This window comes from Klebsiella sp. CTHL.F3a (assembly GCF_019890895.1).
GTDB classification, from domain to species: domain Bacteria; phylum Pseudomonadota; class Gammaproteobacteria; order Enterobacterales; family Enterobacteriaceae; genus Klebsiella; species Klebsiella grimontii.
Genome location: NZ_CP082360.1, coordinates 2,088,822 through 2,111,592, shown reverse-complemented (window position 1 = coordinate 2,111,592; position 22,771 = coordinate 2,088,822). Strand labels below are relative to the sequence as shown.

The following is a 22,771-nucleotide window of genomic DNA, read 5'->3' as shown; positions in this document are numbered from 1 at the left end:
AATGAAAAATATTTCTAATAGTTTTATATGTTTATATATTATTGATTTTAAATCAATTAAGTATCAATAAAAAATGTTTGAGTACTTTTTATTTCTTTTAAAAGAAAAATAATTCTTTTTGTTGACTTTGGTGAGCCGTAGCGATTAATTAGTAGACAGACATATCAACATCTCTTAAGACTCAAGGAGACTAAGATGGTTATGTTGAAAGAATGTAATGAGAGTGGACTGTATGGATTCATCATTGATGGGTTATCGGTCACTGATACGCAAAACTTCTTTATTCAAGCTGCACCAGATATTCGGGCAGCACTGCTCAACAACGGAGCGCTGCTCCTACGAGGCGTTGCGCAAAGTGCAGAACCCGCGGTGTTTGAAGTGATAATGAATGCGCTAGGTTTTCGCACCAGAGATTACATTGGTGGTTCATCTCCCCGTTCAACCATAAAAGGTAAAGTTATGGAGGCAACCCGAACGCCTCCGGCATGGTCAATCATCCTCCATCAGGAAATGGCCTATGTAAAACACCCACCGGAAATCATTGCCTTCTCTTGCGTCAAACCCGCCGCAGAGGGCGGAGAATCTACCATTGGCGATATGCGCCGAATAACAAAACTGGTCGAGCCTTCAACATTACAACTTCTGACAGAACGCGGCCTCAGACTGCGCAGAACATTGCCGGATGAAAACCGAGTTCATCTGAAACCCGGAATAAAAAAAAGCTGGCAGGAAGCGCTTTCTGCAAAAACAAAAGAAGAGGCAGAGTTTGCCTGCCGCTCCAGGGGTTGGGAATTTGAATGGTGGAATGATGATTTAATCCTTTGGCAGGACTGTATTTCTCCGGTGAGTCAGCATCCTCTTAAAAATGAGTTGATCTGGTGCAATCAGGCACATTTCTGGGGTGCTGCTGCGATGATTGAATGGGCGCGGGTGGATTCCAGAAACGAAGACGAAGAAGAGTTAAAAGAAGCTGCTCAGAATTGTCCTGAACTTCTCGAATCCATGTGTTTCGGCGATGGAGAACCGCTACCGGAAGAACTGACACTTAACTTATTTCATCTGGTCAAGGGGTTAGAACAGGACGTGAATCTGAACACCGGCGATATTTTGCTGCTCGATAACCTGCAGTTTGCTCATGGCAGGCATGCATTTTCAGGAAACAGAGAGATTAACGTCATTATTGCCGACTGGACTGAACATTAATTCAAACAAACAGAAGGAAAATGGTCATGAATATTACACAGCATAATAGCACATCCACAGGCGATACCTTCATTCTCAGCCCAGGCCGTAACGTCAGTCTGAAAGACTTTATTGAATTCTCTCAGTTCAGTAAAAAAATAGTTGCTTCAGAAGAAACCAGAGAAAGAATTGCCGCATCAAGACGAGCCCTTGAAAAATTAGTGAAAGAAGGCTCGGTTATATATGGGGTCAACACTGGGATGGGTGGTTTTGTCGATCATCTCGTTCCGCTCGAAAGGGCTGAAGAATTACAAAAAAACCTTATACGTGGTGTTGCGACAAATGTTGGTGAAAGATTTTCAGATATAATTTGCCGGGCAACTATGTTCGCCCGAATTATCTCACTTTCTCGCGGCAACTCAGCATTATCTTTGGAAAATTTCGATCGATTTATCGCAATCTACAACGCTGGTCTGATTCCTGAGATACCACGTAAAGGGTCATTGGGCACCAGCGGAGATCTAGGGCCACTGGCAGCCATGGCCCGTATGCTCACTGGTGAGGGCAATGCCTGGTTCAATGGTGAACGCTTGGCTGCAGAAGATATTCTGCACCAGTTGGGGCTCGCACCGCTTGAGCTAAGTTATAAGGAAGGGCTGGCACTCATCAACGGCACCTCCTGCATGGTTGCGCTTGCCGCCCTTAATGTCATCGAAACCAGGTCACTTCTTGAACAATATGCGTCAATCTCCGCCTTTGCCTCAGAAACGCTTCTTGCCAGGATTCGGCCATTTCATCCCGACGTTCATCAACTAAAACCGCATACAGGCCAGCAAAAAATTGCAGAGATGATATGGAATAACCTCCAGGGAACAAGGCTGGCGGTTGATGATATACAGCTTTCATCAGAACTCGGAAGCAGGCTTACGAATAGCATCAAACAAGAAGATATGCCGATTGAAGATGCCTATTCAATTCGCTGCACACCACAGATACTTGGCCCGGTTTTGGAGACAATAGAATTTGTGGAACGAATAGTGAGTAATGAATTAAATTCGTCAAATGATAACCCCCTTATCACACCCGAAAACGGTCAGGTTTTCCATAACGGTCATTTTCACGGACAGTATATATCCGCCGCGATGGACTATTTGACGATAGCAATCATTACCATGTGTAACTTATCTGACCGGCGAACAGACAGATTGCTGACCAGTGCGAACAGCAACGGGCTCCCCTCTTTTCTATGTGCAGAAAATGGTGGGCTGCGGTTTGGTTTAATGGGGGGACAGTTTATGTCATCTTCTGTCACAGCGGAAAATCGTTCTCTGGCTACACCGGTATCAATACAAACACTAACAACAACAGGTGATTTTCAGGACGTAGTCTCTTTCGGTCTGGTTGCTGCTCGCAGAACGGCGGAGGTACTCCAGAATACCCGCTATGTTATTGCTTTTGAGTTGATCTGCGCCGCTCAGGCAGCTGATATCAGGGATGCTACAAAATTAGGAAATTCAGGTCGCCTGTGGTACGCAAAAGTAAGGGAGTCAGTCCCTTATCTGGACCATGACGAGTCAATAACACCTTATCTGGAAGAACTCGTATCCCGGATACTTGGAGGCCACTCATGATGTTCTCTAAAAAAATCCGGGAATGTGTTGAGGAAGCAAATAATAATGCTTCCATCCGCCTGCACGCCAATGAAAATCCGTTGGGTTCACCAGACCTAATACAAACGGGACGATATGATCTGTCTTTGCTGAGCCAGTATCCCGATCCCACCTACAAAGCACTAAGAGCAGCAATTGGAGAACGCTGGAATATTAATCCGGAACAGATCATCACGGGTAATGGCTCTGATGAACTGATTGATATCACACTGCGTAGTCTGCTGAAACCGGGTGCACGGCTTACCGCTCCTCGTCACAGTTTTATGATGTATAAAAAGAGAACTGATATTCTCGGGGCCTTATACAGTGAGATCCCAGTGAATAGTGGGCGCATCCTCCCGGAGGATTTAAAAGAGGCGGTCAGTCATAAACCTGACATTCTGGTCCTGGTTAATCCTTCTAATCCTTTGGGTCACTATATTGCACCTTCAGAACTGATATCTCTAGTTGAAACCATACCGCCAGAAACGACCATCATCATTGATGAGGCCTACGCAGAATTTACACCTGATATCGAAAATACGGCAGGTATTCAAATCGTTCATAAACGTGTTAACTCAATATGCTTACGAACATTTTCAAAAGCGTATGGACTTGCCGGATTGCGTCTTGGCTGGGCTTACGTCAGCACAGATCTATATCCAAAACTGGAAGCTCGCCGGGCACCTTACAATGTCAGTGCTTTATCTGCTCTTGCTGGTGAACATGCACTACAGGATCGTGAACATCTTTTCAAGACAACGGAATATTGCCTTAGCTGGGGAAGAAGGCTGGTAGATTTATTTGAATGTTACGGAGTCAAAGCCAGTGCCCAATATGTCAACTTCGTCTTTGTTGAATTTGACAGTGAAGAACGCAGCCTGGAGATCCAGAACAGTCTTAACAGTGAAGGTTTCCTTATAGCCAGGCTGACCGATTATTCTTTGGATCATTGCCTGAGAATTACATTCGGACCCCGGGAACAAATGGAAAAGTTATTCTCTATTTTAGAGAAAGAACTAAAAGCATAGATTCTGCCAAGATTATTTACATTCATTCAAATAAATGATCAAAAGCATCTATTCAATTGAGGTTTCAGGATATGAATAAAGTACCAGGGCTGTACCATACAGTCCCCTATCTAAGTCAAACCCAAACGCGACTCCTTCATGTTAACCTTGATGAGTCAAATTCTCCCTATTGTGTCCTCAGTCAGACCATTTTTTACCCACAGGGTGGCGGGCAATTGGGTGACAGAGGTTATCTTGTTTTACCGAATATGCTGACATCACAACAAAAAATGGGTGTTATCACAACAAAACGAAAAGATGAAGAGATCAGACACTATCTTGATATTAATGAGATCGGTTTTGACTTGCTGGAAAAGCAGGCAGGTCAGCAAGTGACTGCTATTCTTGACTGGGATCTGCGATATCACCAGATGCGTATACACTCGGCGGTACATCTGATCCATTGTATACTTGAGCAGGTAACAGGCCATTCAATCCCTTACCCTGTTCGTTCACCACTCAATGATGAAAGCGGAGAGAATCACTATCAACTTCTTGACTATATTGATGAAGATATTCTTGAAAAGGCAACAACAGAACTAAATGAATTTTGTTCATCGGGACATGCGATACAAACTGTAAATGTTCCCGAACAGGGAAATAACTTTCGGATATGGAAATGTGGGCGATGGTCAATTCCTTGTGGAGGTACACATGTAAAAGATACAAAAGAGATCGGGATGATATTTTCCACGTTGAAAATCAAAAAAAACATGACGCGTATAGCACTCAGGCTCTCTGATAATTCAGGTTAACCTGGTAGATGTCTATAGAGTCAATAACTAATCAACAAATAACGATGGTAGCCTCTGGTATGAGAACAGATAAAAACAAAACAAAACACGTAGATAGTCTCCCTGGTAAAACGTCTAACAAGACAGATGAAAAACATGCTCTTGGTTCATTCCTGACACAACTTCGTGTTGAAAGGGGACATCTTAAAGTTTCGACGTTTCTGGAAGGGATAGATATTCCTTTTTCTGCTAATTATTATCGTGATATCGAAGCAGGCAGGAAATATCTCAGTATAGACTCAGCAGTAGAACTCCACAACTCTCTTGGTATAGAAACATCAAGCAAATCAAGCTTTGATTATTTCTGGCATTATTTTAAGGATTTATTACCTTCTGATATGCATGAAATGTTATTTGGGAAAGGAATAGAAACAAGAGATCTGTCTTCAAGACTGGAACTGAGAGACCATGATTCCAAAATATTACGCCGCGCACTCAGCCTAAGTCGATATGAACGCGAATTTATTATTTCCGATGAAATAATTAGAGGATTTAAGAACAATTTTGATTTATGGCCTCTTATGACATATCTATATATGGTTGACACTGCATCCGTGGCCGAAATTAAACAAGTTTGCCATCAACTTGACATTGCATTCGATTCTCGTGTGGTCGAATTTTTGAGTCTTGTAGCAAAAGAACGAAACCATGAGGAAGCCCCTTTCATTCGCCTTGCACCGACACTCAGAATGCCAAGGACCCCAGAATCTATTAATCTTAAAGACAAATTTATGTGTTATGAAACTGAGAAATCCCTGTCCAAACCCGAAAAAAGTGAATATTTTGACATAGATGGGACATTTAAATTTAGTGCTATGGTTACGCTTAAATCGCCGGAAATTGAACAAATACAGGACAGACTTGTTGATCTCTTTTCCGCTATTGAGGTGCACACTAAATCCGGACGACAGCTTGAGGATGAGAATGCACATCCTTATTTTTTGGAATTGATCATTTCAGGCAGACCAGAATATGACGGTCGAACTGCCAGAAAACCTTCAGGATTTAAAAAGCCAGAATAGTTCCACCATAAGGCCCTGATTTTATATTTACAATGGAGGCAATGAATGAACATGTCAGTTATCAAAAAATTACAGGAAAAATTTGGCGATCATTTTCATACGGAGCCGACATTCAGAGAACAGTACTGCCAAGCTCCGACGGGAATTACTCGTAGTCCTCCCGATGGGGTTGTGATCGTCCGAAATGAGCAGGATATCGTGGATATCGTGACGTTCTGTTCTGTTGAAGGACTGCCCATGATACCAAGTGGTGCCCGGACCTCGATCGAGGGACAGATTAATGCCCCGCAAGGAGGTATATGCATTGATTGCTCTGAAATGAATGCCATTACGGACATCAGCATTGAAGATATGACCGCGACAATCCAGCCCGGTGTCACGCGCGAACAATTGAATGAAGCTCTCCGGGGAACAGGGTTGTTTTTTTCAGTTGACCCAGGTGCAAATGCCTCAATTGGCGGTATGGCCGCAACCCGTGCCTCAGGAACAAACTCAGTGCGTTATGGCACGATGGCAACGAATGTCCGGGCTGCCCGTCTTGTCATGGTTGACGGGTCTATAGCAAACATCGGATCCAGAGCGGTGAAATCAGCTATGGGGCTTGACCTGCTTTCACTTGCCGTTGGTTCGGAAGGCACACTAGGCATTTTCAGTGAGTTAACCGTTAAGCTTCATCCACTCCCTGAAGTTATTCTTTCCGGTGTTTGTGCGTTTGACTCAGTAGAGAATGCCGTCAGGGCTGTGACAGACACCTTGAAATCTGCACTACCTATTGCACGTATTGAACTCCTTAATGTTTCCGCAGTTCGGGCATGTAATGCTTATTCAAAACTGGGATTATCAGAAAAACCGCATTTGTTTGTGGAGTTACACGTTAATAGCCTGTCAATGCCAGGTAATATTGCGTTATTTGAAGAACATGTGCACAGGTACGGAGGGGAAGTACAGCTTTCTTCTCATCCAGAAGAAAGAGAAGCACTGTGGTTAGCACGTCATGATGCGTGGTGGGCATTCCATGCCTTTTATGAAGGTTGCCAGGGGATCCCTACGGATATCTGTGTCCCTCTGTCATGCCTGAGCGCTTGTATTACTGCAACAGAAACGGATATCGCGAATACAGGGCTCAAGGCTCCCTTAATAGGGCATGTTGGAGACGGTAATTTCCATCTTTTACTTATGCTCCGTGAAGGAGAGGAAGAAACTCCTGTTATACAGGGATTTCTGAGTCGTCTGGCTGAACGAGCTTTGTCATATGGTGGAACCATCAGTGGCGAGCACGGTGTCGGACAGGGAAAAATAAAATGGATGTCAGTGCAGCATGGTGCAGCCCTGCATTTGATGAAAGCCATTAAGTCTGCTTTGGATCCGCATAATATCATGAATCCAGCAAAAATGTATTGAGCGAATTCAGCAGAACTATTCTGGTTACACTAAAACGGGAATATTTAGTATGCAATACATATTAATCGTAGGAATAAACAAGATATCGGTGAAATATATTAGTGACGCTATTCGCAATGCAGGTCACGACCTTATTCTTTCTATTGATAAATCTGCACTTTGTGGCGATGCCCTACAAGCAATTAGTGATGTTCAATGCATTCCTCTTTTTTCTGACCATAATGCTCTGTCTGACTATTTGAATGCCCATCCGGATGTCACTCAGAATATCCACAGCATTACGACTTTTTTTGATGAATTATTCCCGATGGTCAACAAAATCGCGGAGGAGTTTAACTTTAGAGGACCACCTTCCGTCTTTGCTGAGCTGGCGTCAAAATATGCGGTCGGTAAGATAGTCCCTGAGCATGTTCCGGAAGAGGTACAAATCTCATTTTCCGAAGATAAATTCGTTCTACCTTGGCTTAAGGTACGTGAAAACAATACGATCATATTGAAACCAGCGATCGGTTCCGGCGCGCTTGCTACATCCACACTTCATATTGAAGCAGACCGGGACCCGACGCATACGATCAAGTCAGCGATAATAGCAAGCGGTGCTAAATCCTGTGAAACCCTTCCCTGGATTATCCAAGAATATTGTTCAGGAACGCTAGTGAGCATGGAAGGATTTGTGCAGGGAGGTAAAACTATTTACCTGGGGTTGTCCAGACGTGAAAGAGTTCGGTTTACTGAGGTGGCAAACCATTTTCCAACCGACTGCGGTATTGAGCCCATCGTACATGCAAAAATTCAGGCGGCTATTCACGATCTTGTCTTACGTTCAGGATTTGATAACGGATTCTTCCACTGTGAATTTATCGCCACAGATACGACAGCATATCTTATTGATGCCAATATGGGACGTTTAGGTGGGGCAACTATCGTAGAACAGGTTGCTCTGGCCTATGGATATTCTCCTTCATCTGTTTTGCAGCATGCAGCATTACTCCCTTTAGGTCTGGCAGAATCCGTCCCCGCATATGACCAAGCAGCGCAGATCAATAATACCTTGAGCTACTGGTATGGTCTGGCAGAAGAATCGGTTATCCGTGGATGGGACTTTCCGGCGATTTCATCCATTCATACCCCGATAGCCAGTCCAGGCAGCCGCATCCAGCCTGTGGGGGTATCGGATTATTCATGGGTCGGGATGCTTACCGGGTACACCGACATTGTTCAACAGGAAATCAACCTGATACGCGTAAAAACTGACCATGGGGACAGGGTACCTGTATTCAAATGATATACATTATTCGCTTTTTCTCAGCAGCGGCCTGGAGCTTTTTTTATCCCTTCATGGCTGTCTGGCTTAATAGCGTTGTGGGACTCAGCAGTAGTGCTGCCGGTATCGTCGTCGGGTTTGCTATTGTGGCGAACCGTACAGGCGCGCTCGCTTTCCATCGCCTGCTGGACAAAACAGAACGAAAAGCAGAGATCGCACTTACGCTGTTGGGTGTTGCCATATCAGCATTCCTGATGCTCGTCGCAGCAGCAATGGGCGTTTCTGATATCTTTGTCTGGATTGTTCTTGCAACGTTATTTGGCCTGACTAACTCTGTATCAGTCATATCGCAAATTTCATACATCGTGCATGTTTTCCATGACGGCGAGCATGAGCGTGTGCTTTCATATGAAAACGTTGCAGCCAATGCTGGCGCTGGTATTGCACCATTTCTGGCGTCCTTCATGCTTTCAGGTACAGGTTACTGGTTTGTTGCCTTTCCCTTGTTACTTGGGACACTGGGCGCAATAGCCACCCGTCCTCTACCCTCTGCAACCCATCCTGAGGTGGCTGACACAAAAAGTGAAACAGAGAATTCATCAGAGGATACTGGTAATCACCAAATTATCGCTTTTATGGTGATTAATTTCCTGACGATGGTTGGCTATGCCCAGTTTTATTATGTATTGCCGACCTATGCGGTGGAAAAGTTTTCCAGTGAACTGGTAGGCACTCTATTTCTTCTATCAAGTATTATCATCATTATCGGACAGGTTTATATCACTTCATTATCACAGAGGATAAGCCGACTATGGCGGGTTGTTATTTCAAACTTATGTATCGGTTCAGGATGTGCATTATTAATATTCTCATCTGAGCAGCAAGCCGTTCTGTATATTGTTGTCGTCCTGATCGTAACCGGAGAAATGATTTGTGGTCCGTTGTATCAGGCGCAGGCAGTTAGAATCTGGCGAGGACGTCGATCTGTTGTAATGGCAATACAGACCTGTGTCTGGGGTGCTGCTGAAGCCACTGCTACAGTAGCAGGGCTGTTACTTATTGCAGGAAAGCTGAGTGTTATTTCCTTCCTATTGGGAGTTTTGACCTGTTTTATTGCAGCAGCTGGAGCATGGTTATCAATACTCCAGAAACGACCTTTAATCGGTATTGAGACGGATAAAAATTTCGCAGACTCTTCATAATCAGACGAGGCCAACACTATAACATAATGATTGTGGTAACAGTTGTTACCGCAACGTATGTGAATGCTGCGAAAAACGGCATCATTAACTTTACGAACATCATGCATGACAATCTTAAAACTTTCTGATTATATAATCTGATTTATCCGTAGGCAGTGGCACACGATTTTTTAAGATATATCAAAGATTACAAGAGTAAAATTATTAAGCATAGCAAGTAATATCATGTTTACTCTATGATATTCAAGGAGTTTATTTTATGCAAAATGATGTTAGTAAAGTCAATACCTTTTTCCCTAAGCCAGCCTGGGTTACCATCCGTGAAGCAGTAAAAATAACCAATAAACTTAGGGATATAAAAATAGCAGAATATGATATTTATCGACATGCCTTATATGGTAACATTTCACTTTCGATATACTTTCAGTCACCTGTTATACTGAGAAAAATTCGTTCCTCAGTGAACAAAATAAAACTACGCCCAGTAGGCGATTCTCTACCATATCGGCTTTGCATGCTTGAACGAAATGTATTTTTAAATGGTAAAGGTTTAATTCTCAGTACAGAGGGGGAATATATCTCACCTGCTCAATTAGTCATGAACATAGGTATGCTGGGACATGAATTCGTTCTCATTCAGCGACTACTTGCACATTCTCTAAATATGCCGTTACCTATTACAGGTGCAAATAATGCCAATTATGGTATTACAATTACTTTGGCAGGCCAATCATATCAGATTTTTGAAAAAAAGACATGGCAGGACAGAATTAATCAGCAAATAACGCGATTACCGGCGCATATCATTGCAGATATTTACGAGGATGAATCAGTAAACAGATTCATGAATTTTTCCGGCAAAGGATATTTTCCTGTTTATGAACTCCCGGAAGATGCCTGTTTTGTAATACGACAAGAGGAACTTGATAAATTACTCGGTACACATGCAGATCGCTTTACCCACACTTCATCCAGTAGGCTTTCCACACCTCTCTCACGCTTATTCTGGTTAGCATGCAAACATAATGATTCGATCAGTCCACTGCTCAGGCATCCCTATAAACTTCTTCCCATTTTTGAAGAATGGGCATCAGTCGATGGTATTACCGATCATCTGAGCGCGGACACGCTGAAAAGAGCGCTTGAACGCGGTTCCCCGAATCAGAGTTCAAAATAATATGGCATACCCGAGTAATATCCGTATCAATTGTAAAACCATTAATAATACGTGCTCACATTCTCACTATTTTTTTCCTTCCCTGTCGAATCCTATTTCTTATCATATCAAACCTGCCTTATCTCTCACCTAATAGAATAATCAAACTATCAAATCGATTGTGTACTAAAAAGGACAAGCCACTACTCTGGCAATTAAACGCAAAAGATAAGACATTTCATTCATCCTAAAAACCCGTAATAAGGATATTGTAACCCTTAATAAGGGCTCAGAAACTTTCCCTCCGCTCTTACCTGTGTATTTTATGATTGTCGGATACCTCGGTTAATTTTGATGCTGGAGCAGACGATGACAACACACCAGTTATTACGTTTAAAACAGGTCGAAGAAAAAACCGGCCTGAAACGCTCTCAGATCTACCTGTATATGAAAAATGGCGATTTTCCTCGTTCCATTAAAATCGGCCCTGCCAGTGTTGCATGGCTCGAATCGGAACTTGATGAATGGATCAATCGGAAATTATCCAGACGTGAGAGTAGTTAAAACATCCGTTTATGTACTCAACTTTCCCCCCAACAAATTGAGGAGATAACAGAATGATCCCATCAATTAATTACGCCATCATGACTGATGCATTGCATGCACTAAAACAAGGCAATATTCGCCACTGTGAAGCTCTGGGGTTTACTTTCGACGAAATAAATGCTCTCGATCAGTTATCTCTTGATGAACTGTTTACTGTCAGCCGGACAGTGGCACCCTTCATTTCGATTACTGTCAGCCATGATGTTCTGTCTCATTTACTGACACAGGCACGTCAGGAATATCGGCGACAACAGCAGATTAAACGCGCTATCCGCCTAGGTGGTTCTATCGCTTTGCTCAACCGCTATTTTGGCCTGACATCAAATGAGGTCAGCCTTCGCCGACGGTTACTGGGTATCCGCGTGCCATATGGGCGCACACCTGAGCCAGATGAAGAGACAGATACCGAGATCTGGCGGCAATGGCAACGATGCCGGGTGGACAACCTGGAATCGCCCGACGCGCTGATAGCAATGATGAAGGTGACTGAATTCCTGCTGCCAAGGACCGAAGGACTGTCACTCACCACGGTCTGGAAGCGTATTGCGCTGTGCAAACAGGAGGTCGTCGCTAACAGGAGGCTGCCCCATGCCGGATGAAATTGATCGCGATCAGGAATTTAATGAGCAGCGACTGGAGGAGATGATTGAACAGAGTCGTTTTAAGCCGGGGTCAGCACCATCATTATTTCACTGTCGTGTATGTGGTAAACCCATTCCTGAAAAGCGACGACAGACATTGCCGGGTATAACCACCTGTAAAGAATGTCAGGAAAAACTTGAACGCCACAGCAGCTGAAAGTTAACAAAGACGTGTGTAGGTATTATATCCCTGCACGTCTTTATTATTCACGGTGAATTTTAATACCACCCTGTCGTGTTTTTTATATCCTCGTTATTCTCACTACATCTTAAATACTTCGCTATTTTTCTCTCTTCTTTTTGTTTTGAGTTTCTTATTTATATCCCTCGTCAGATATTCGATTCTGAAAACGCCATTACAGCATGGTTGCCATGATGGGAGTTAATTCGTCCGGGCTAGGTATTGCTCTTTAACAAAATGGATCGGGCTGTCACGTAACCACAATTCAGGGTGCCGCTGAATGTTCTCGCTGACCCGTTAAAACCGGAATGCAGAACCGGGATGTGATAGGTTTATTTCATTCACTGCTGTTTTGATTCAAGGAGACTCCATGAGAAAACCCGTTTATCAAGTGTTTGTCACCCAGGAAAGCCAGCCCGATGCTCAGGGTGAAAAAAACACCTACTGGACAAAGGTTGGCGTTGCTTTCGCGCATAACGGCAAGCCCGGTTTGAATATCGTGTTGATACCCGGTATTGCGGTTTCCGGCAGGCTGGTACTGCTCGAACCGAGAGAAGAAAACGACATTTCACAGGATACCGCTGCCGCTTAATCCATTTTCTTTTCTTCTCCCCCGGCGGCTTACTTTTTATAAGCCGCCGGTCTCTCTGTTACGAGGCCAGCATGCTTTCCACCACTGCCTTTCTGGCACTGGCGGTGCAGTGCGCCGCCACTATTCACCCGTCCACGTCGCTTGATGTCGCACGTGTAGAATCCGGTTTCCACCCTTACGCCATTGCTGAAATCCTGCCAGACAGTCAGGGCGTGATTTCACATTTCCCCACGAGTTTGACGGAGGCGATCCGTCTCACCAGACAGCTGGCGACACAGGAGCGACGCTATTCGGTCGGCCTGATGCAAATCACCAGCACCAATTTCCGCCATTACGGCGTCACGGCCAGCGACCTGCTTAACCCTTGCATCAATCTGTCGGTATTTGAGCGCATTCTCGCCGACTGTTACCGGCGCGGCGGCACCCTGAAACGTGCGCTCAGTTGTTACTATTCCGGCAACTTTGAAACCGGCCAGCGACCGGAATCGGCCTTTAACCAGACCAGCTACGTGCAGCGCATTGGCTATGTCGTCCCGTCCACCCGGGAAGACCGGCTGCGTGACCCTGACCGGAACGCGCAACCGCCTGTCCGCTATCCCGCCGTTGTGCTGCGCGGCGAGCCAGCTGGTGCCACTGCGCCGATCCTGACTTCCTTGCATTATCCCGATGCCGTCATTCGCGGCGCTATCCCTGTTATCCCTGATGAGGAGAAATGATCATGCGTAAACGCCGTTACTACGCTGTTGTTTCCGTGCTGCTGTCTTCCCCGGTGCTGGCGGCGGACAGTGGTTTTAACAAGGCCAATGAAACACTGAGCAATACCTCGACCGGCCTGCTGGGACTGGCCGCCGTCACCATCACGCTGGCGACCATGTGGGTGGGCTACAAGGTGCTGTTCGACGGCAAGAGCCTGCACGACATGCGTAACGTCATCATCGGCGCGATCCTGATTGTCGGCGCGTCCGGCTTCGGTGCCTACTGGGCGTCATAAGAGAGGCAACGATGGCTACGCTGAATAAAGCACTGACGCGGCCTGCCGCCATTATGGGTATTCCTCTGGTGCCGTTCGTTCTCGTCAGCGGGGCCATCGTCCTGCTGGCGGTCTATGTCAGCTATTACCTGGCGGTTCTGCTCATTCCTGCCTGGGCGGAAATGAAAAACAAAGCCCGAAAGGATATTCATTATTTCAGTCTGCTCTGGCTGGCGTTTAAAACCCGTGGACGACTTTTCACCAATACCCATTTTGGCGCGAATGCCCTGCTGGCAAACCAGTACGATAACGTTGATGTCTCGGAGTTTATTCAGAAAATGAAATTAAGCGAGCGTATTACGCTGGATAAATATATTCCGTACTCCTCCCATATTCACCCTTACGTCATCAGAAACCGTCACCGTGATTTTGTTGCCACCTGGGAGCTGGGCGGCACGGTCTTTGAATGTGAAGACGAACATCACCTGACCCTCATGGCTACTCACCTGAATAACGTTATTCGTTCGTATGAGGGTCTGCCGTTAACATTCTATATTCACCGGCTCCGTGAAAAATACCATGATGTTTTTGAAGCCTGTTCCGGTATTCCCTTTTCCGATGAGGTAACACGTCGGTATTACCAGCCGGTAAAAGAAAAACCGTTCTGGCGGCACCGGCTGTTTTTCACCGTCTGCTACGCACCGTTCTCTCAGATTGAGAAGAAAACCATGAAAGCGCAACCGCACGGTAAACGCCTGGCAGCACTGGATGACGCGCTCAAAATCATGCTGGAATACCGCGAAGCACTGGAATCTTCATTATCCCGCTATATGGCAATGCCGCTGGGGATATATGAAGAAAACGGGCGGGTATATTCCTCGCAAGTGGCGTTCTTCCACCGCCTGATCACCGGCCAGTGGCAGAAAGTGGCCGTAACGCGCTCGCCGTTTTATGAAACGTTAAGCACGCCGGACGTGTTTTTCACCACCGACACCGGTGAATGCCAGACGGTCAGCGGTTCCCGCTTCTTCCGCAGCCTTGAGATTAAGGATTATTCCCCGGAAACCCATACTGGTATGCTGGATGCGCTGCTGTACGCCGAAAGCGAGTATGTTCTGACGCAGTCCTTTACCTGCATGGCACGGGATGAGGCGCAGCATCATATCCGGCTGGCGGAAAAACGGCTTAACTCCACGGACGACGACGCGACTTCCCAGCGCGAAGAGCTGATTGTCCTGCGCGACCTGCTCCAGTCCGGGCATGTGTCGTGCGGTAAATTCCACTTTTCCCTGCTGATCTCCTCAGACAGTGCCGGACAGGTGGTGAAGGACACTAACGTTCTGGCCCAGCCCTTCGCCGATCTGGGTATTATGACAACGCTCTCCACCCTGTCACTGCCCGCCGCATATCTGGCTCAACTGCCGGGAGTCTATACGCTGCGTCCCCGACTGGTAGCCGTCAGCAGCCAGAATTTTGCCGATATGGCCTGCCTGCATAACTTCCATCCCCACAAACGCAGCGGTAATCCGTGGAGGGAAGCCGTCGCCATCCTCACATCTCCCGGCGGTGGCGGGTATTACCTCAACCTGCACGACAGCCAGGCAGGGCGGGATGACACCGGTGAGAAAACGCCGGGGAATACGGCGATTATCGGGAAAACCGGCTCCGGTAAAACCCTGCTGATGACCATCATGCAACAACTGATGCAGAAGTACCGTAACCCGGCGTCGTTTGCGCCTTCTGCCACCATCAAACGGCTGACCACGGTGTATTTCGATAAGGATCGGGCGGCGGAGATGGCGATCCGCCAGATGGGTGGACGATACTTCCGCATCCGTACCGGCGAGCCCACCGGCTTCAACCCGTTTGCACTGGAGCCAACCCGCCGGAACATCAGTTTCATCAAACGGCTGGTGCGCATGCTGTGCCGCCGCAACGGTAAGCCGCTCGATCCCCGCGATGAGGAGCGGATCAGTGCCGCCGTGGACACCATCATGCTGGACTATCCGCCGGAGTACCGCCGGTACGGGATCACCCGGCTGCTGGAAGTGCTGCCGGAGCCGCCGACCACAGACGCCCGCACCAACGGGCTGCGTATTCGCCTGAAACAGTGGGCGCAGGGGGGCGAGTTCGGCTGGGTGTTTGATAACGAGGCCGATACATTCACCATCAGCGATGTCGATAACTTTGGTATCGACGGCACCGAATTTCTGGATGATGACGATATTCGCGGTCCCGTGACCTTTTACCTGCTGTACCGTGTGACCAGCCTTCTGGACGGTCGCCGTCTGGTGATGTTTATGGATGAGTTCTGGCGCTGGCTGGCCGATGTCGAATTTTCCCGCTTCTCCCTCAATATGCTGAAAGTCATCCGAAAGCTGAACGGTATCTTCGTTCCGGCAACACAGTCACCGGATGAAATCGTCAGACACCCCATCGCCCCGGCGATTATTGAGCAGTGCGGTACCCAGATTTTCCTCGCCAATCCGAAAGCCAGCTATGCGGATTACGTGGAGAAAATGAAAGTGCCGGAAAGTGTTTATGACACGGTCAGAAACCTTGATCCGGGCGAGCATTATATGGTCATCCTGAAAACACCGTTACAGGCCGGAGAAACCCGCCCGTTTGTGGCAATGGCGAAAATGGATCTGTCCGGACTGGGTAAACTCACCCGGCTTCTCAGCGGCAGTGAGGACAACCTGAAAATATTCGATGCCATTTATCAGGACGGTATGCGACCTGATGAATGGAAAGAAACCTTCCTTGAGCGGGCAATCTAATATTCATACGGAGGTCATTGATATGCGTACCAGATATACCTTTCTGGCATTATCGTTATTTTTCTCGACGCAGGCGTCCAGCGCCGGAATACCGGTTTTCGACGCCGTGCAGAATACCGAATCCATTAACCAGTGGATGCAGAAATTACAGCAATGGGAGGATACGGTTACTCATTATAAAAGCGAACTTGATGCGTATAAAAAACAGTTAGCCACTGCAACCGGCGTGCGGGATATTCAGGGTTTTCTCAGCGATGCCCGAAGCCTGAAAACCGATATTGATAATCTCCGTAAGAGCGGTATTTCACTGGATGATCTGCTGACCACGAAAAACAGTTCATATTCTGCTGAACTGCAAAACCTTTACAATAAATACAAATCATTCAGCGTATGCAGCGAGGAACAGGAAGGAATAAAATCTCAGGCCCTGGCCGACAGTTGTAAACAGATGATCCTCAATCAGGCAATGGCGGTTGAGAATACCACTGGCGTTGAAAACAGGATCAACAGCACACTCAGCGATATATCAGACTTATCTGACCGTATATCGAATGCGCAGGACTCGAAAGAGTCTCAGGATCTGGCTAACGCCATCGCGACGAAAAGCGTACAGTTAAATGCGCTGACGAATCAGTGGGAGATGTCTGTCAGACAGGCTGAAGAGCGAACGACATTGCTGGAACAGCAAAGACAGAAAGCCTTTGAACAGCAGCAGCTAACGGCACCTGTTGCTGACCTTAATAATTTATAAGGAGGTTATCCGTGCTCAGATCCTTATTCACCTTATGCACACTCTCAGGCGTGATATTACTGTCCGGCTGCAAGGAAACCAAATCCGAAGCCTGGTATAAGCAGCATCCTGACGAAACTTATGCGGTTTATACGCAATGCCTGGAGGATGGCGAGGCAAGCGATAACTGCGAATTTGCCCACCGGGCAGCACTTATGTTTGCACAGGAAGGCCAGCCCGGGGTTAAGGAGAAATTCGAGGCGATATTTCAGCAGGAAGCTGAAAAACGAAATGCAGTGACACAGTAATTTCTCCTCCAGCAAAACAGGGAATCCTCCCTGTTTTCTATTTCCTTTCTTTATATATCAGGTGAGGCACCATGTCCGGTGGTATTTTTGTTGGTATGGACAAAAACATCATGGATGGACTGAATGCCGTACTGGAAGGTCAGTCTTCCACTTACGGCACGATGATCAGCGTCATCATCGTCAGCTCTTTTACCCTGTTTATACTGTTTCGCGGTTATCAGACGCTGGCTGGCAAACTCCGGACCCCGGTAGAAGATGTCGCCTGGGATGTGGGGCGAATGTTACTGATCACCACCTTTGCGTTAAACCGGGATGGCTGGCTGGATTTGGCGGTAGCAGCTATCCAGGGACTCAAAGACGGTATCAGCGGCGATGATAATATCTGGGCGCTGCTTGATACCGTCTGGGAAAAGGCACAGGCGCTGGGGCAAAAGTTATTTAATATGGACACCTCAACTTACGTCAAACTGAATGGTGGCCTTGCCGAAGTCCTGGTATGGGGCGGCTCTATTGTCCTGCTGATGGCAGCCACCTTTGTGAACCTGCTCGCCGAAATCACCATCCTGTTAATGACGACCACCGCGCCGCTCTTTATTTTCTGCCTGTTTTACGGTTTTCTTAAACCGATGTTTGATAACTGGCTGAAAACGATTTTCGCGGCAATATTAACGATCATGTTTTCTGCCTTATCCATCCGTATCGCCATTAATTACCTGAATAAGATACTGGATGCTGCAACAAAAACATCCGCTGAAACCAATATGGTCACGCTGGCGGCGCAGTGCCTGCTGGCAGGGATTGCGGCAGGTGTGGTGGTCTGGTTCTCCGCGAAGCTCGCCAGCGCACTCAGCGGGGCCGCCGTACAGGCGGTGCTGCAGGGGGCAGCCATGAGTGGTCTGAGCGGACTGGCGAATAAATCCGCCGACCTCACCGGTCCGGGTGTGAAGGGTGGTGCCCGCCTGGCTGCGAAAGGCGGCATGGCCATCGCCGCGTCGACCGGCGCAGGCGCGGGTAAAACCGTGAGCGCCTGGCAGAAACGCGCCGCCGCCATCGAAAGCATGAAACGCCTGCACCGGCAGCGTCACCGTTAATCCTTCCGACCCTTAATTTCCTTTCCCCGTCACGCGGTGGCCTGCGCCACCGGTACGGCATTCCTGCATCCATTCGATAAGGGGCTTCCATGAAATTCAGCATCTTCCTTCTGATGCTGTGCGCGCTCACGGGCTGCGCACAGCATCAGGGCGACCTCCCGCCGGTATCCGGCGAACCCGAGCCGGTGAATTCCCCCGCCATCATTCAGGAGCTGGCTCACCATGTCTAATATTCAGAACATTGTTAATGTTTCCCGCTCTTTTGAATCCATCCTGCTGGAAAAGGAAGAGCGTTCCCGAAAAACCGCCTGGCGGGTGGCCGCTGCCGGACTGGTTCTGGCCGCAATGGCGATTGCGGCCATTATTATTCTGCTGCCGCTGAAAACCACCGACACTGAATTATGGTCAGTGGATAAACAGACCGGTCGCTATGAATATATGACCCGCGTGAAGGAGCGGGATATTGCTGCTGAAAAAGCGCTGGCACATTCACTGGCAGCACACTATGTCAGACTTCGCGAGGGATATAATTATTTCTCCCTCCAGCGTGATTATGACGACGTGCAGTTATTTAACAGCGACAGCGTGAACCGGGACTATCTGGACGGGTTTAACGGCGACCAGGCACCGGACGTGATTTTTAATAAGGCGGAATATGTCGTTTATATCGACATTATTTCCAATGTGCATGCGCCTGCCACCGGGCCGGATAATCTGGCAACACTGCGTATTAAGCGCACAATTCGTCGTGTTGCTGATAATTCCGTGAAAACGGATGTGTGGAATATCCGCCTCACTTACCGCTACGTCCCGCACCGGCAACTGACCGACAGCCAGCGCGAAGTGAACCCGCTGGGCTTTATCGTCACCAGCTACCAGCGCGATAAAGAGCTGAGGGGGGAATGATGCTGAAACATACCCTGCTCCTCTCTGGCTTAATGGTGTCATGCCTGGCATGGGGCGCAGCGACACCGCGCGGCAGCGAGTATGACAGCCGGATGCAGAACGTCACGTACAACAGCCAGAACGCCACGGTCGTCAGTACCCGCCCCGGCTACGTCACCATGCTGGTGTTTGACGATGATGAAACCGTTATCGATGCGCAGGCGGGTTTTCCCAGAGGCTGGACCGTGACAAAAAGCGATAACCGGGTGGGCGTCAGCCCGAACCCGATTACCCAGCCGGTCACGGATGCCAGCGGCAACAACGTCAGCCAGGTGTTTCTGCCGACGGCAAAAGACTGGAAAACCAATCTGTTCGTGGTGACCTCGAAGCGCGATTACAGCCTGGAGCTGAACGTGCTGGACCGCGACTCGCCCGCTCAGGCCTTTGTTATCCGCTACCTCTATCCCGACGAACTGCGAAAAAAGACTGCAGCTGCCAGCGCCGCCCGTCAGCAACATCAGCAGGAAGCACTGGACCGGCAGCGGATAGCGGCGGCATTCGGGAAGGCCACCACGCCGCGCAACTGGCGCTATACAAAACGGGTGGCAGCTGGCTCAGCCTTCATCGCCCCGGACTTTACCTGGGATGACGGTCGTTTCGCGTATATCGGTTTTTCCCCCACGAAAACCCTGCCTTCTGTCTTCCGGGTGATTAACGGCCAGGAGCAGGCGGTCACGCCCGGAACGATTAAACGGGGCAACTACACCGTGATGGTGGTTCCGGCATCGCCGCAGCTGGTTCTGCGTTACGGCACATCAGTGGTGGGGATCGAAAACGCCGAATTCGGGCGTATCCCGCTGACCAACAGCGACACCGTTTCACCGTCCGTTACGCTGGAGGCAAAATGAGCGACAAACCATTCCCGGACGAGCCGGAAAAAACCACCGCAGAGCGGGAAGCGGAAGCCCGTGAACGCGCCCGCGTGGCGAAGGCATACCAGGAACCGGAGCAGAAAACGCCGCCCGGCCAGCCGGAAGTGACCCGTTTTCGTAAAGCGTCCGGTCGCCGCACGCTGATCGTCAGCCTGCTGAGTCTGGTGCTGGTGATAGCCATGGCATCCGGTGGCGATCGTCTTCTCAGCGCCCTGAAAAGGGGTGATGAGAAAGAATCTGACACCGCGCCGCCCTCTTCCTCTGGGGCGGTGCAGCAGGAGCGTAAGAATCTGGGCATGGACAGTAACCCGTTTGGCCTGTTCGGGCCAGGGAGGCAGGAAAGCGCAGGCCCTGCCAGTCAGAGCGACACTGCTCCTCCCTTATTACCGCCGGAGCCACCCGCCCTGAACAAGGCGGCAGCACTGGCCGACGGGCTGAACAACGGCAGTACAGGGTCAGGCGACAATACACGCACGTCCCGAAGCGGAGTGCGCAGCAACACGGAAACGTCGGGAAGACCGTCAGCCTCCACGGCGCACACATCCTGTCAGTCGGTGCTGGCCAGTGGCGAAGATGGACGCCTGCGCTGCCCGGATACGACAGCACCGGCAGGCAGCAATAACAACGACAATCCGGGCGTTGCCCGCGTCACCGGTGTCAGACGGCTGGGCCTTGATCCCGATCTCTATATCCCGGTGGACCGCTATATTCCGTGTTCGATGATGCGGCGCTTCGTATCGGATGTTGGCGGCCATATCTCCTGCCTTATCAATGAGGATGTCTGGAGCGCCAGCAACCATGTAAGGCTGATCCCGGCGGGAACAGTTGCCCGTGGTTTCTACCGCACCGGGGCACTGCAACACGGACGCAGCCGGATGTTTGTGCTGTGGACGGAGCTGCGCACGCCGGAGCCCGGCAGCCTGCAAATCCCGCTCACCGATACGCAGGCCACCGGCCCGCTCGGTGAGGCAGGGATCGCAGGCTGGATCGACAGCCATTTCTGGGCGCGTTTCGGCAATGCCCTGATGCTCAGTACCGTGCAGGACGTGGCGGCAGCGGCATCAGATGCCGCGCCGGGTAAAGACCGCAATACCGACTATACCGAAAACACCCGCGCCGCCACGGCGGAAATGGCGAAAACGACGCTGGAAAACAGCATCAGTATCCCGCCCACGATGTACCTGAACCAGGGCGACGTGATCGGCATCATGACCGGCACGGATATTGATTTTTCCTCTGTTTATCAACTACGGCTGAAAAAGAAATGGTATGAGCGCTGAAAACCTGTCACTGGATTTTATGAAAAATCAGCTGTTCGGTGATTATCTGCCAGTCGAAGGGCTGACCGAAATCGCGATTAACCGACCGGGGGAACTGCACACCAAAATAAAGGGGGCATGGCAGCAGCGTGAATCCCCGGTCACGCTGCGTCAGTGTTACGCCTTTGCCAAAGCACTGGCGTCCTGGCATGACGATAATATTGACGATACGTCACCGATACTGTCGGCCACGCTCGAATCCGGCGAGCGTATTCAGACGATTATTCCCCCGGCCTGTGAGCGTAATACGGTATCCATTACGTTACGCAAACCCTCGTTTGAGCAGAAAACACATCAGTCATGGATTGATGTGGGATTTTATCAGCGCGTGGCCGGTCAGGAGAAAACGGAAAGTCAGGATGATGCACTGATTCAGTTATATCACAGCGGGAATATTCCCCGCTTTATGGAAAAAGCGGTGGAATATGGCAAAACGATTTTTATTGTGGGTGAAACCGGCTCCGGTAAAACCACCTATATGAAAACGCTACTGCATTATATTCCGTGGCATCTCCGGCTAACCACCATTGAGGATAATCCTGAAATCCGTTTTTATCACCACGCCAATTATGTTCATCTTTTTTACCCGGCGGATGCCGGGGATAACGCTATTGTCACGCCTGGCAGGCTGATTCGTGCTAATTATCGGATGAACCCTGACCGGATATTACTGGCGGAAATTCGTGGGCGTGAAGCGTGGGACGCGCTGAAAATTGTCGGCTCGGGACATGAAGGACTAATCACCTCCATGCACGCGGGCAGCCCGGAAGAATGTATTGAAGGGATCATTGACCGCTGCTATGAAAACCCCTACTGCCGGAATATTCCTTTTGATGTGCTGTTACGCAAGGTACTTAAAAGCATTGATGTCATCGTCAGTATTGACATACACGGCGATGTGCGCCGGATGAGTGATATTTACTTTAAGCCAGTTCATTTAAACAGCATGAAAGAGGCATTCAAACAATAACTCTGGCAAATAACATTACCCTAAAT

The 22,771-nt window shown here is 48.5% G+C and carries 24 protein-coding genes; all 24 read left to right on the top strand.

What is annotated here, in order from left to right:
- Nucleotides 1-195 precede the first annotated feature (195 nt).
- Nucleotides 196-1,203: a TauD/TfdA family dioxygenase gene (locus tag K7H21_RS09955; protein WP_077139330.1), complete on the top strand. Its 1,008-nt coding sequence runs from the start codon at nucleotides 196-198 to the stop codon at nucleotides 1,201-1,203.
- A gap of 26 nt (nucleotides 1,204-1,229) precedes the next feature.
- Nucleotides 1,230-2,813 (top strand): phenylalanine aminomutase (D-beta-phenylalanine forming), encoded by a 1,584-nt coding sequence (locus K7H21_RS09950; RefSeq protein ID WP_012541182.1) that lies wholly within the window; start codon nucleotides 1,230-1,232, stop codon nucleotides 2,811-2,813.
- The gene (locus tag K7H21_RS09945; protein WP_012541181.1) at nucleotides 2,810-3,862 is read left to right on the top strand and encodes a pyridoxal phosphate-dependent aminotransferase; all 1,053 of its coding nucleotides are present in this window, start codon (nucleotides 2,810-2,812) and stop codon (nucleotides 3,860-3,862) included. The genes K7H21_RS09950 and K7H21_RS09945 overlap by 4 nt, the downstream gene beginning before the upstream one ends.
- Before the next feature lie 71 nt (nucleotides 3,863-3,933).
- Nucleotides 3,934-4,656: an alanyl-tRNA editing protein gene (locus tag K7H21_RS09940; protein WP_227516828.1), complete on the top strand. Its 723-nt coding sequence runs from the start codon at nucleotides 3,934-3,936 to the stop codon at nucleotides 4,654-4,656.
- Between the two features lie 59 nt (nucleotides 4,657-4,715).
- Nucleotides 4,716-5,717: a hypothetical protein gene (locus K7H21_RS09935; protein WP_227516829.1), complete on the top strand. Its 1,002-nt coding sequence runs from the start codon at nucleotides 4,716-4,718 to the stop codon at nucleotides 5,715-5,717.
- Nucleotides 5,718-5,762: 45 nt separating this feature from the next.
- Nucleotides 5,763-7,118, top strand: coding sequence for an FAD-binding oxidoreductase (locus tag K7H21_RS09930; protein WP_012541178.1), 1,356 nt, complete (start codon nucleotides 5,763-5,765; stop codon nucleotides 7,116-7,118).
- Between the two features lie 49 nt (nucleotides 7,119-7,167).
- Complete coding sequence (locus tag K7H21_RS09925) at nucleotides 7,168-8,403, top strand: ATP-grasp domain-containing protein (RefSeq protein WP_077139333.1); 1,236 nt, start codon at nucleotides 7,168-7,170, stop codon at nucleotides 8,401-8,403.
- Entirely contained in the window at nucleotides 8,400-9,584 is a 1,185-nt protein-coding gene (locus tag K7H21_RS09920) for an MFS transporter (RefSeq protein ID WP_012541176.1), read from the top strand. Before K7H21_RS09925 ends, K7H21_RS09920 begins: the two co-directional genes overlap by 4 nt.
- Before the next feature lie 259 nt (nucleotides 9,585-9,843).
- Complete coding sequence (locus K7H21_RS09915; protein WP_012541175.1) at nucleotides 9,844-10,761, top strand: hypothetical protein; 918 nt, start codon at nucleotides 9,844-9,846, stop codon at nucleotides 10,759-10,761.
- A gap of 348 nt (nucleotides 10,762-11,109) precedes the next feature.
- On the top strand, nucleotides 11,110-11,304 hold the full coding sequence (locus tag K7H21_RS09910; protein ID WP_041165340.1) for an AlpA family transcriptional regulator: 195 nt from the start codon (nucleotides 11,110-11,112) through the stop codon (nucleotides 11,302-11,304).
- Nucleotides 11,305-11,357: 53 nt separating this feature from the next.
- Entirely contained in the window at nucleotides 11,358-11,945 is a 588-nt protein-coding gene (locus K7H21_RS09905; RefSeq protein WP_012541173.1) for a DUF2857 domain-containing protein, read from the top strand.
- On the top strand, nucleotides 11,935-12,144 hold the full coding sequence (locus K7H21_RS09900) for a TraR/DksA family transcriptional regulator (protein ID WP_012541172.1): 210 nt from the start codon (nucleotides 11,935-11,937) through the stop codon (nucleotides 12,142-12,144). The genes K7H21_RS09905 and K7H21_RS09900 overlap by 11 nt, the downstream gene beginning before the upstream one ends.
- 394 nt (nucleotides 12,145-12,538) lie before the next feature.
- Nucleotides 12,539-12,760, top strand: coding sequence for a hypothetical protein (locus tag K7H21_RS09895; protein ID WP_012541171.1), 222 nt, complete (start codon nucleotides 12,539-12,541; stop codon nucleotides 12,758-12,760).
- 71 nt (nucleotides 12,761-12,831) lie between these two features.
- Entirely contained in the window at nucleotides 12,832-13,476 is a 645-nt protein-coding gene (locus K7H21_RS09890) for a lytic transglycosylase domain-containing protein (RefSeq protein WP_012541170.1), read from the top strand.
- Nucleotides 13,473-13,751, top strand: coding sequence for a TrbC/VirB2 family protein (locus K7H21_RS09885; protein WP_020078412.1), 279 nt, complete (start codon nucleotides 13,473-13,475; stop codon nucleotides 13,749-13,751). The genes K7H21_RS09890 and K7H21_RS09885 overlap by 4 nt, the downstream gene beginning before the upstream one ends.
- Nucleotides 13,752-13,762: 11 nt before the next feature.
- Nucleotides 13,763-16,510 (top strand): VirB4 family type IV secretion/conjugal transfer ATPase, encoded by a 2,748-nt coding sequence (locus tag K7H21_RS09880; RefSeq protein ID WP_012541168.1) that lies wholly within the window; start codon nucleotides 13,763-13,765, stop codon nucleotides 16,508-16,510.
- 22 nt (nucleotides 16,511-16,532) lie between these two features.
- The gene (locus K7H21_RS09875) at nucleotides 16,533-17,261 is read left to right on the top strand and encodes a TrbJ/VirB5 family protein (protein WP_077139334.1); all 729 of its coding nucleotides are present in this window, start codon (nucleotides 16,533-16,535) and stop codon (nucleotides 17,259-17,261) included.
- Nucleotides 17,262-17,272: 11 nt separating this feature from the next.
- Nucleotides 17,273-17,548, top strand: a complete 276-nt coding sequence (locus tag K7H21_RS09870) for an EexN family lipoprotein (RefSeq protein ID WP_012541166.1) — start codon at nucleotides 17,273-17,275, stop codon at nucleotides 17,546-17,548.
- A 71-nt stretch (nucleotides 17,549-17,619) separates the two neighbouring features.
- Entirely contained in the window at nucleotides 17,620-18,639 is a 1,020-nt protein-coding gene (locus K7H21_RS09865; RefSeq protein ID WP_077139336.1) for a TrbL/VirB6 family protein, read from the top strand.
- 89 nt (nucleotides 18,640-18,728) lie between these two features.
- Nucleotides 18,729-18,869: a hypothetical protein gene (locus K7H21_RS09860; protein WP_032754842.1), complete on the top strand. Its 141-nt coding sequence runs from the start codon at nucleotides 18,729-18,731 to the stop codon at nucleotides 18,867-18,869.
- Entirely contained in the window at nucleotides 18,862-19,545 is a 684-nt protein-coding gene (locus K7H21_RS09855; RefSeq protein WP_012541163.1) for a VirB8 family type IV secretion system protein, read from the top strand. Before K7H21_RS09860 ends, K7H21_RS09855 begins: the two co-directional genes overlap by 8 nt.
- Nucleotides 19,542-20,432 (top strand): P-type conjugative transfer protein VirB9, encoded by an 891-nt coding sequence (virB9, locus tag K7H21_RS09850; RefSeq protein ID WP_012541162.1) that lies wholly within the window; start codon nucleotides 19,542-19,544, stop codon nucleotides 20,430-20,432. Before K7H21_RS09855 ends, virB9 begins: the two co-directional genes overlap by 4 nt.
- Complete coding sequence (virB10, locus tag K7H21_RS09845; protein ID WP_077139337.1) at nucleotides 20,429-21,736, top strand: VirB10/TraB/TrbI family type IV secretion system protein; 1,308 nt, start codon at nucleotides 20,429-20,431, stop codon at nucleotides 21,734-21,736. The genes virB9 and virB10 overlap by 4 nt, the downstream gene beginning before the upstream one ends.
- Nucleotides 21,726-22,745: a P-type DNA transfer ATPase VirB11 gene (gene virB11 / locus K7H21_RS09840; protein WP_077139338.1), complete on the top strand. Its 1,020-nt coding sequence runs from the start codon at nucleotides 21,726-21,728 to the stop codon at nucleotides 22,743-22,745. Before virB10 ends, virB11 begins: the two co-directional genes overlap by 11 nt.
- Nucleotides 22,746-22,771 lie beyond the last annotated feature (26 nt).

Coding starts and splice junctions, on each gene's coding strand:
- K7H21_RS09885 (WP_020078412.1), top strand. CDS start 13,473: ATGATCATGCGTAAACGCCGTTACTACGCTGTTGTTTCCGTGCTGCTG.
- K7H21_RS09855 (WP_012541163.1), top strand. CDS start 18,862: ATGTCTAATATTCAGAACATTGTTAATGTTTCCCGCTCTTTTGAATCC.
- K7H21_RS09950 (WP_012541182.1), top strand. CDS start 1,230: ATGAATATTACACAGCATAATAGCACATCCACAGGCGATACCTTCATT.
- K7H21_RS09900 (WP_012541172.1), top strand. CDS start 11,935: ATGCCGGATGAAATTGATCGCGATCAGGAATTTAATGAGCAGCGACTG.
- K7H21_RS09925 (WP_077139333.1), top strand. CDS start 7,168: ATGCAATACATATTAATCGTAGGAATAAACAAGATATCGGTGAAATAT.
- K7H21_RS09905 (WP_012541173.1), top strand. CDS start 11,358: ATGATCCCATCAATTAATTACGCCATCATGACTGATGCATTGCATGCA.
- K7H21_RS09875 (WP_077139334.1), top strand. CDS start 16,533: ATGCGTACCAGATATACCTTTCTGGCATTATCGTTATTTTTCTCGACG.
- virB11 (WP_077139338.1), top strand. CDS start 21,726: ATGAGCGCTGAAAACCTGTCACTGGATTTTATGAAAAATCAGCTGTTC.
- K7H21_RS09880 (WP_012541168.1), top strand. CDS start 13,763: ATGGCTACGCTGAATAAAGCACTGACGCGGCCTGCCGCCATTATGGGT.
- K7H21_RS09945 (WP_012541181.1), top strand. CDS start 2,810: ATGATGTTCTCTAAAAAAATCCGGGAATGTGTTGAGGAAGCAAATAAT.
- K7H21_RS09935 (WP_227516829.1), top strand. CDS start 4,716: ATGAGAACAGATAAAAACAAAACAAAACACGTAGATAGTCTCCCTGGT.
- K7H21_RS09910 (WP_041165340.1), top strand. CDS start 11,110: ATGACAACACACCAGTTATTACGTTTAAAACAGGTCGAAGAAAAAACC.
- K7H21_RS09865 (WP_077139336.1), top strand. CDS start 17,620: ATGTCCGGTGGTATTTTTGTTGGTATGGACAAAAACATCATGGATGGA.
- K7H21_RS09860 (WP_032754842.1), top strand. CDS start 18,729: ATGAAATTCAGCATCTTCCTTCTGATGCTGTGCGCGCTCACGGGCTGC.
- K7H21_RS09955 (WP_077139330.1), top strand. CDS start 196: ATGGTTATGTTGAAAGAATGTAATGAGAGTGGACTGTATGGATTCATC.
- K7H21_RS09920 (WP_012541176.1), top strand. CDS start 8,400: ATGATATACATTATTCGCTTTTTCTCAGCAGCGGCCTGGAGCTTTTTT.
- virB10 (WP_077139337.1), top strand. CDS start 20,429: ATGAGCGACAAACCATTCCCGGACGAGCCGGAAAAAACCACCGCAGAG.
- K7H21_RS09895 (WP_012541171.1), top strand. CDS start 12,539: ATGAGAAAACCCGTTTATCAAGTGTTTGTCACCCAGGAAAGCCAGCCC.
- K7H21_RS09890 (WP_012541170.1), top strand. CDS start 12,832: ATGCTTTCCACCACTGCCTTTCTGGCACTGGCGGTGCAGTGCGCCGCC.
- K7H21_RS09940 (WP_227516828.1), top strand. CDS start 3,934: ATGAATAAAGTACCAGGGCTGTACCATACAGTCCCCTATCTAAGTCAA.
- K7H21_RS09915 (WP_012541175.1), top strand. CDS start 9,844: ATGCAAAATGATGTTAGTAAAGTCAATACCTTTTTCCCTAAGCCAGCC.
- virB9 (WP_012541162.1), top strand. CDS start 19,542: ATGATGCTGAAACATACCCTGCTCCTCTCTGGCTTAATGGTGTCATGC.
- K7H21_RS09930 (WP_012541178.1), top strand. CDS start 5,763: ATGAACATGTCAGTTATCAAAAAATTACAGGAAAAATTTGGCGATCAT.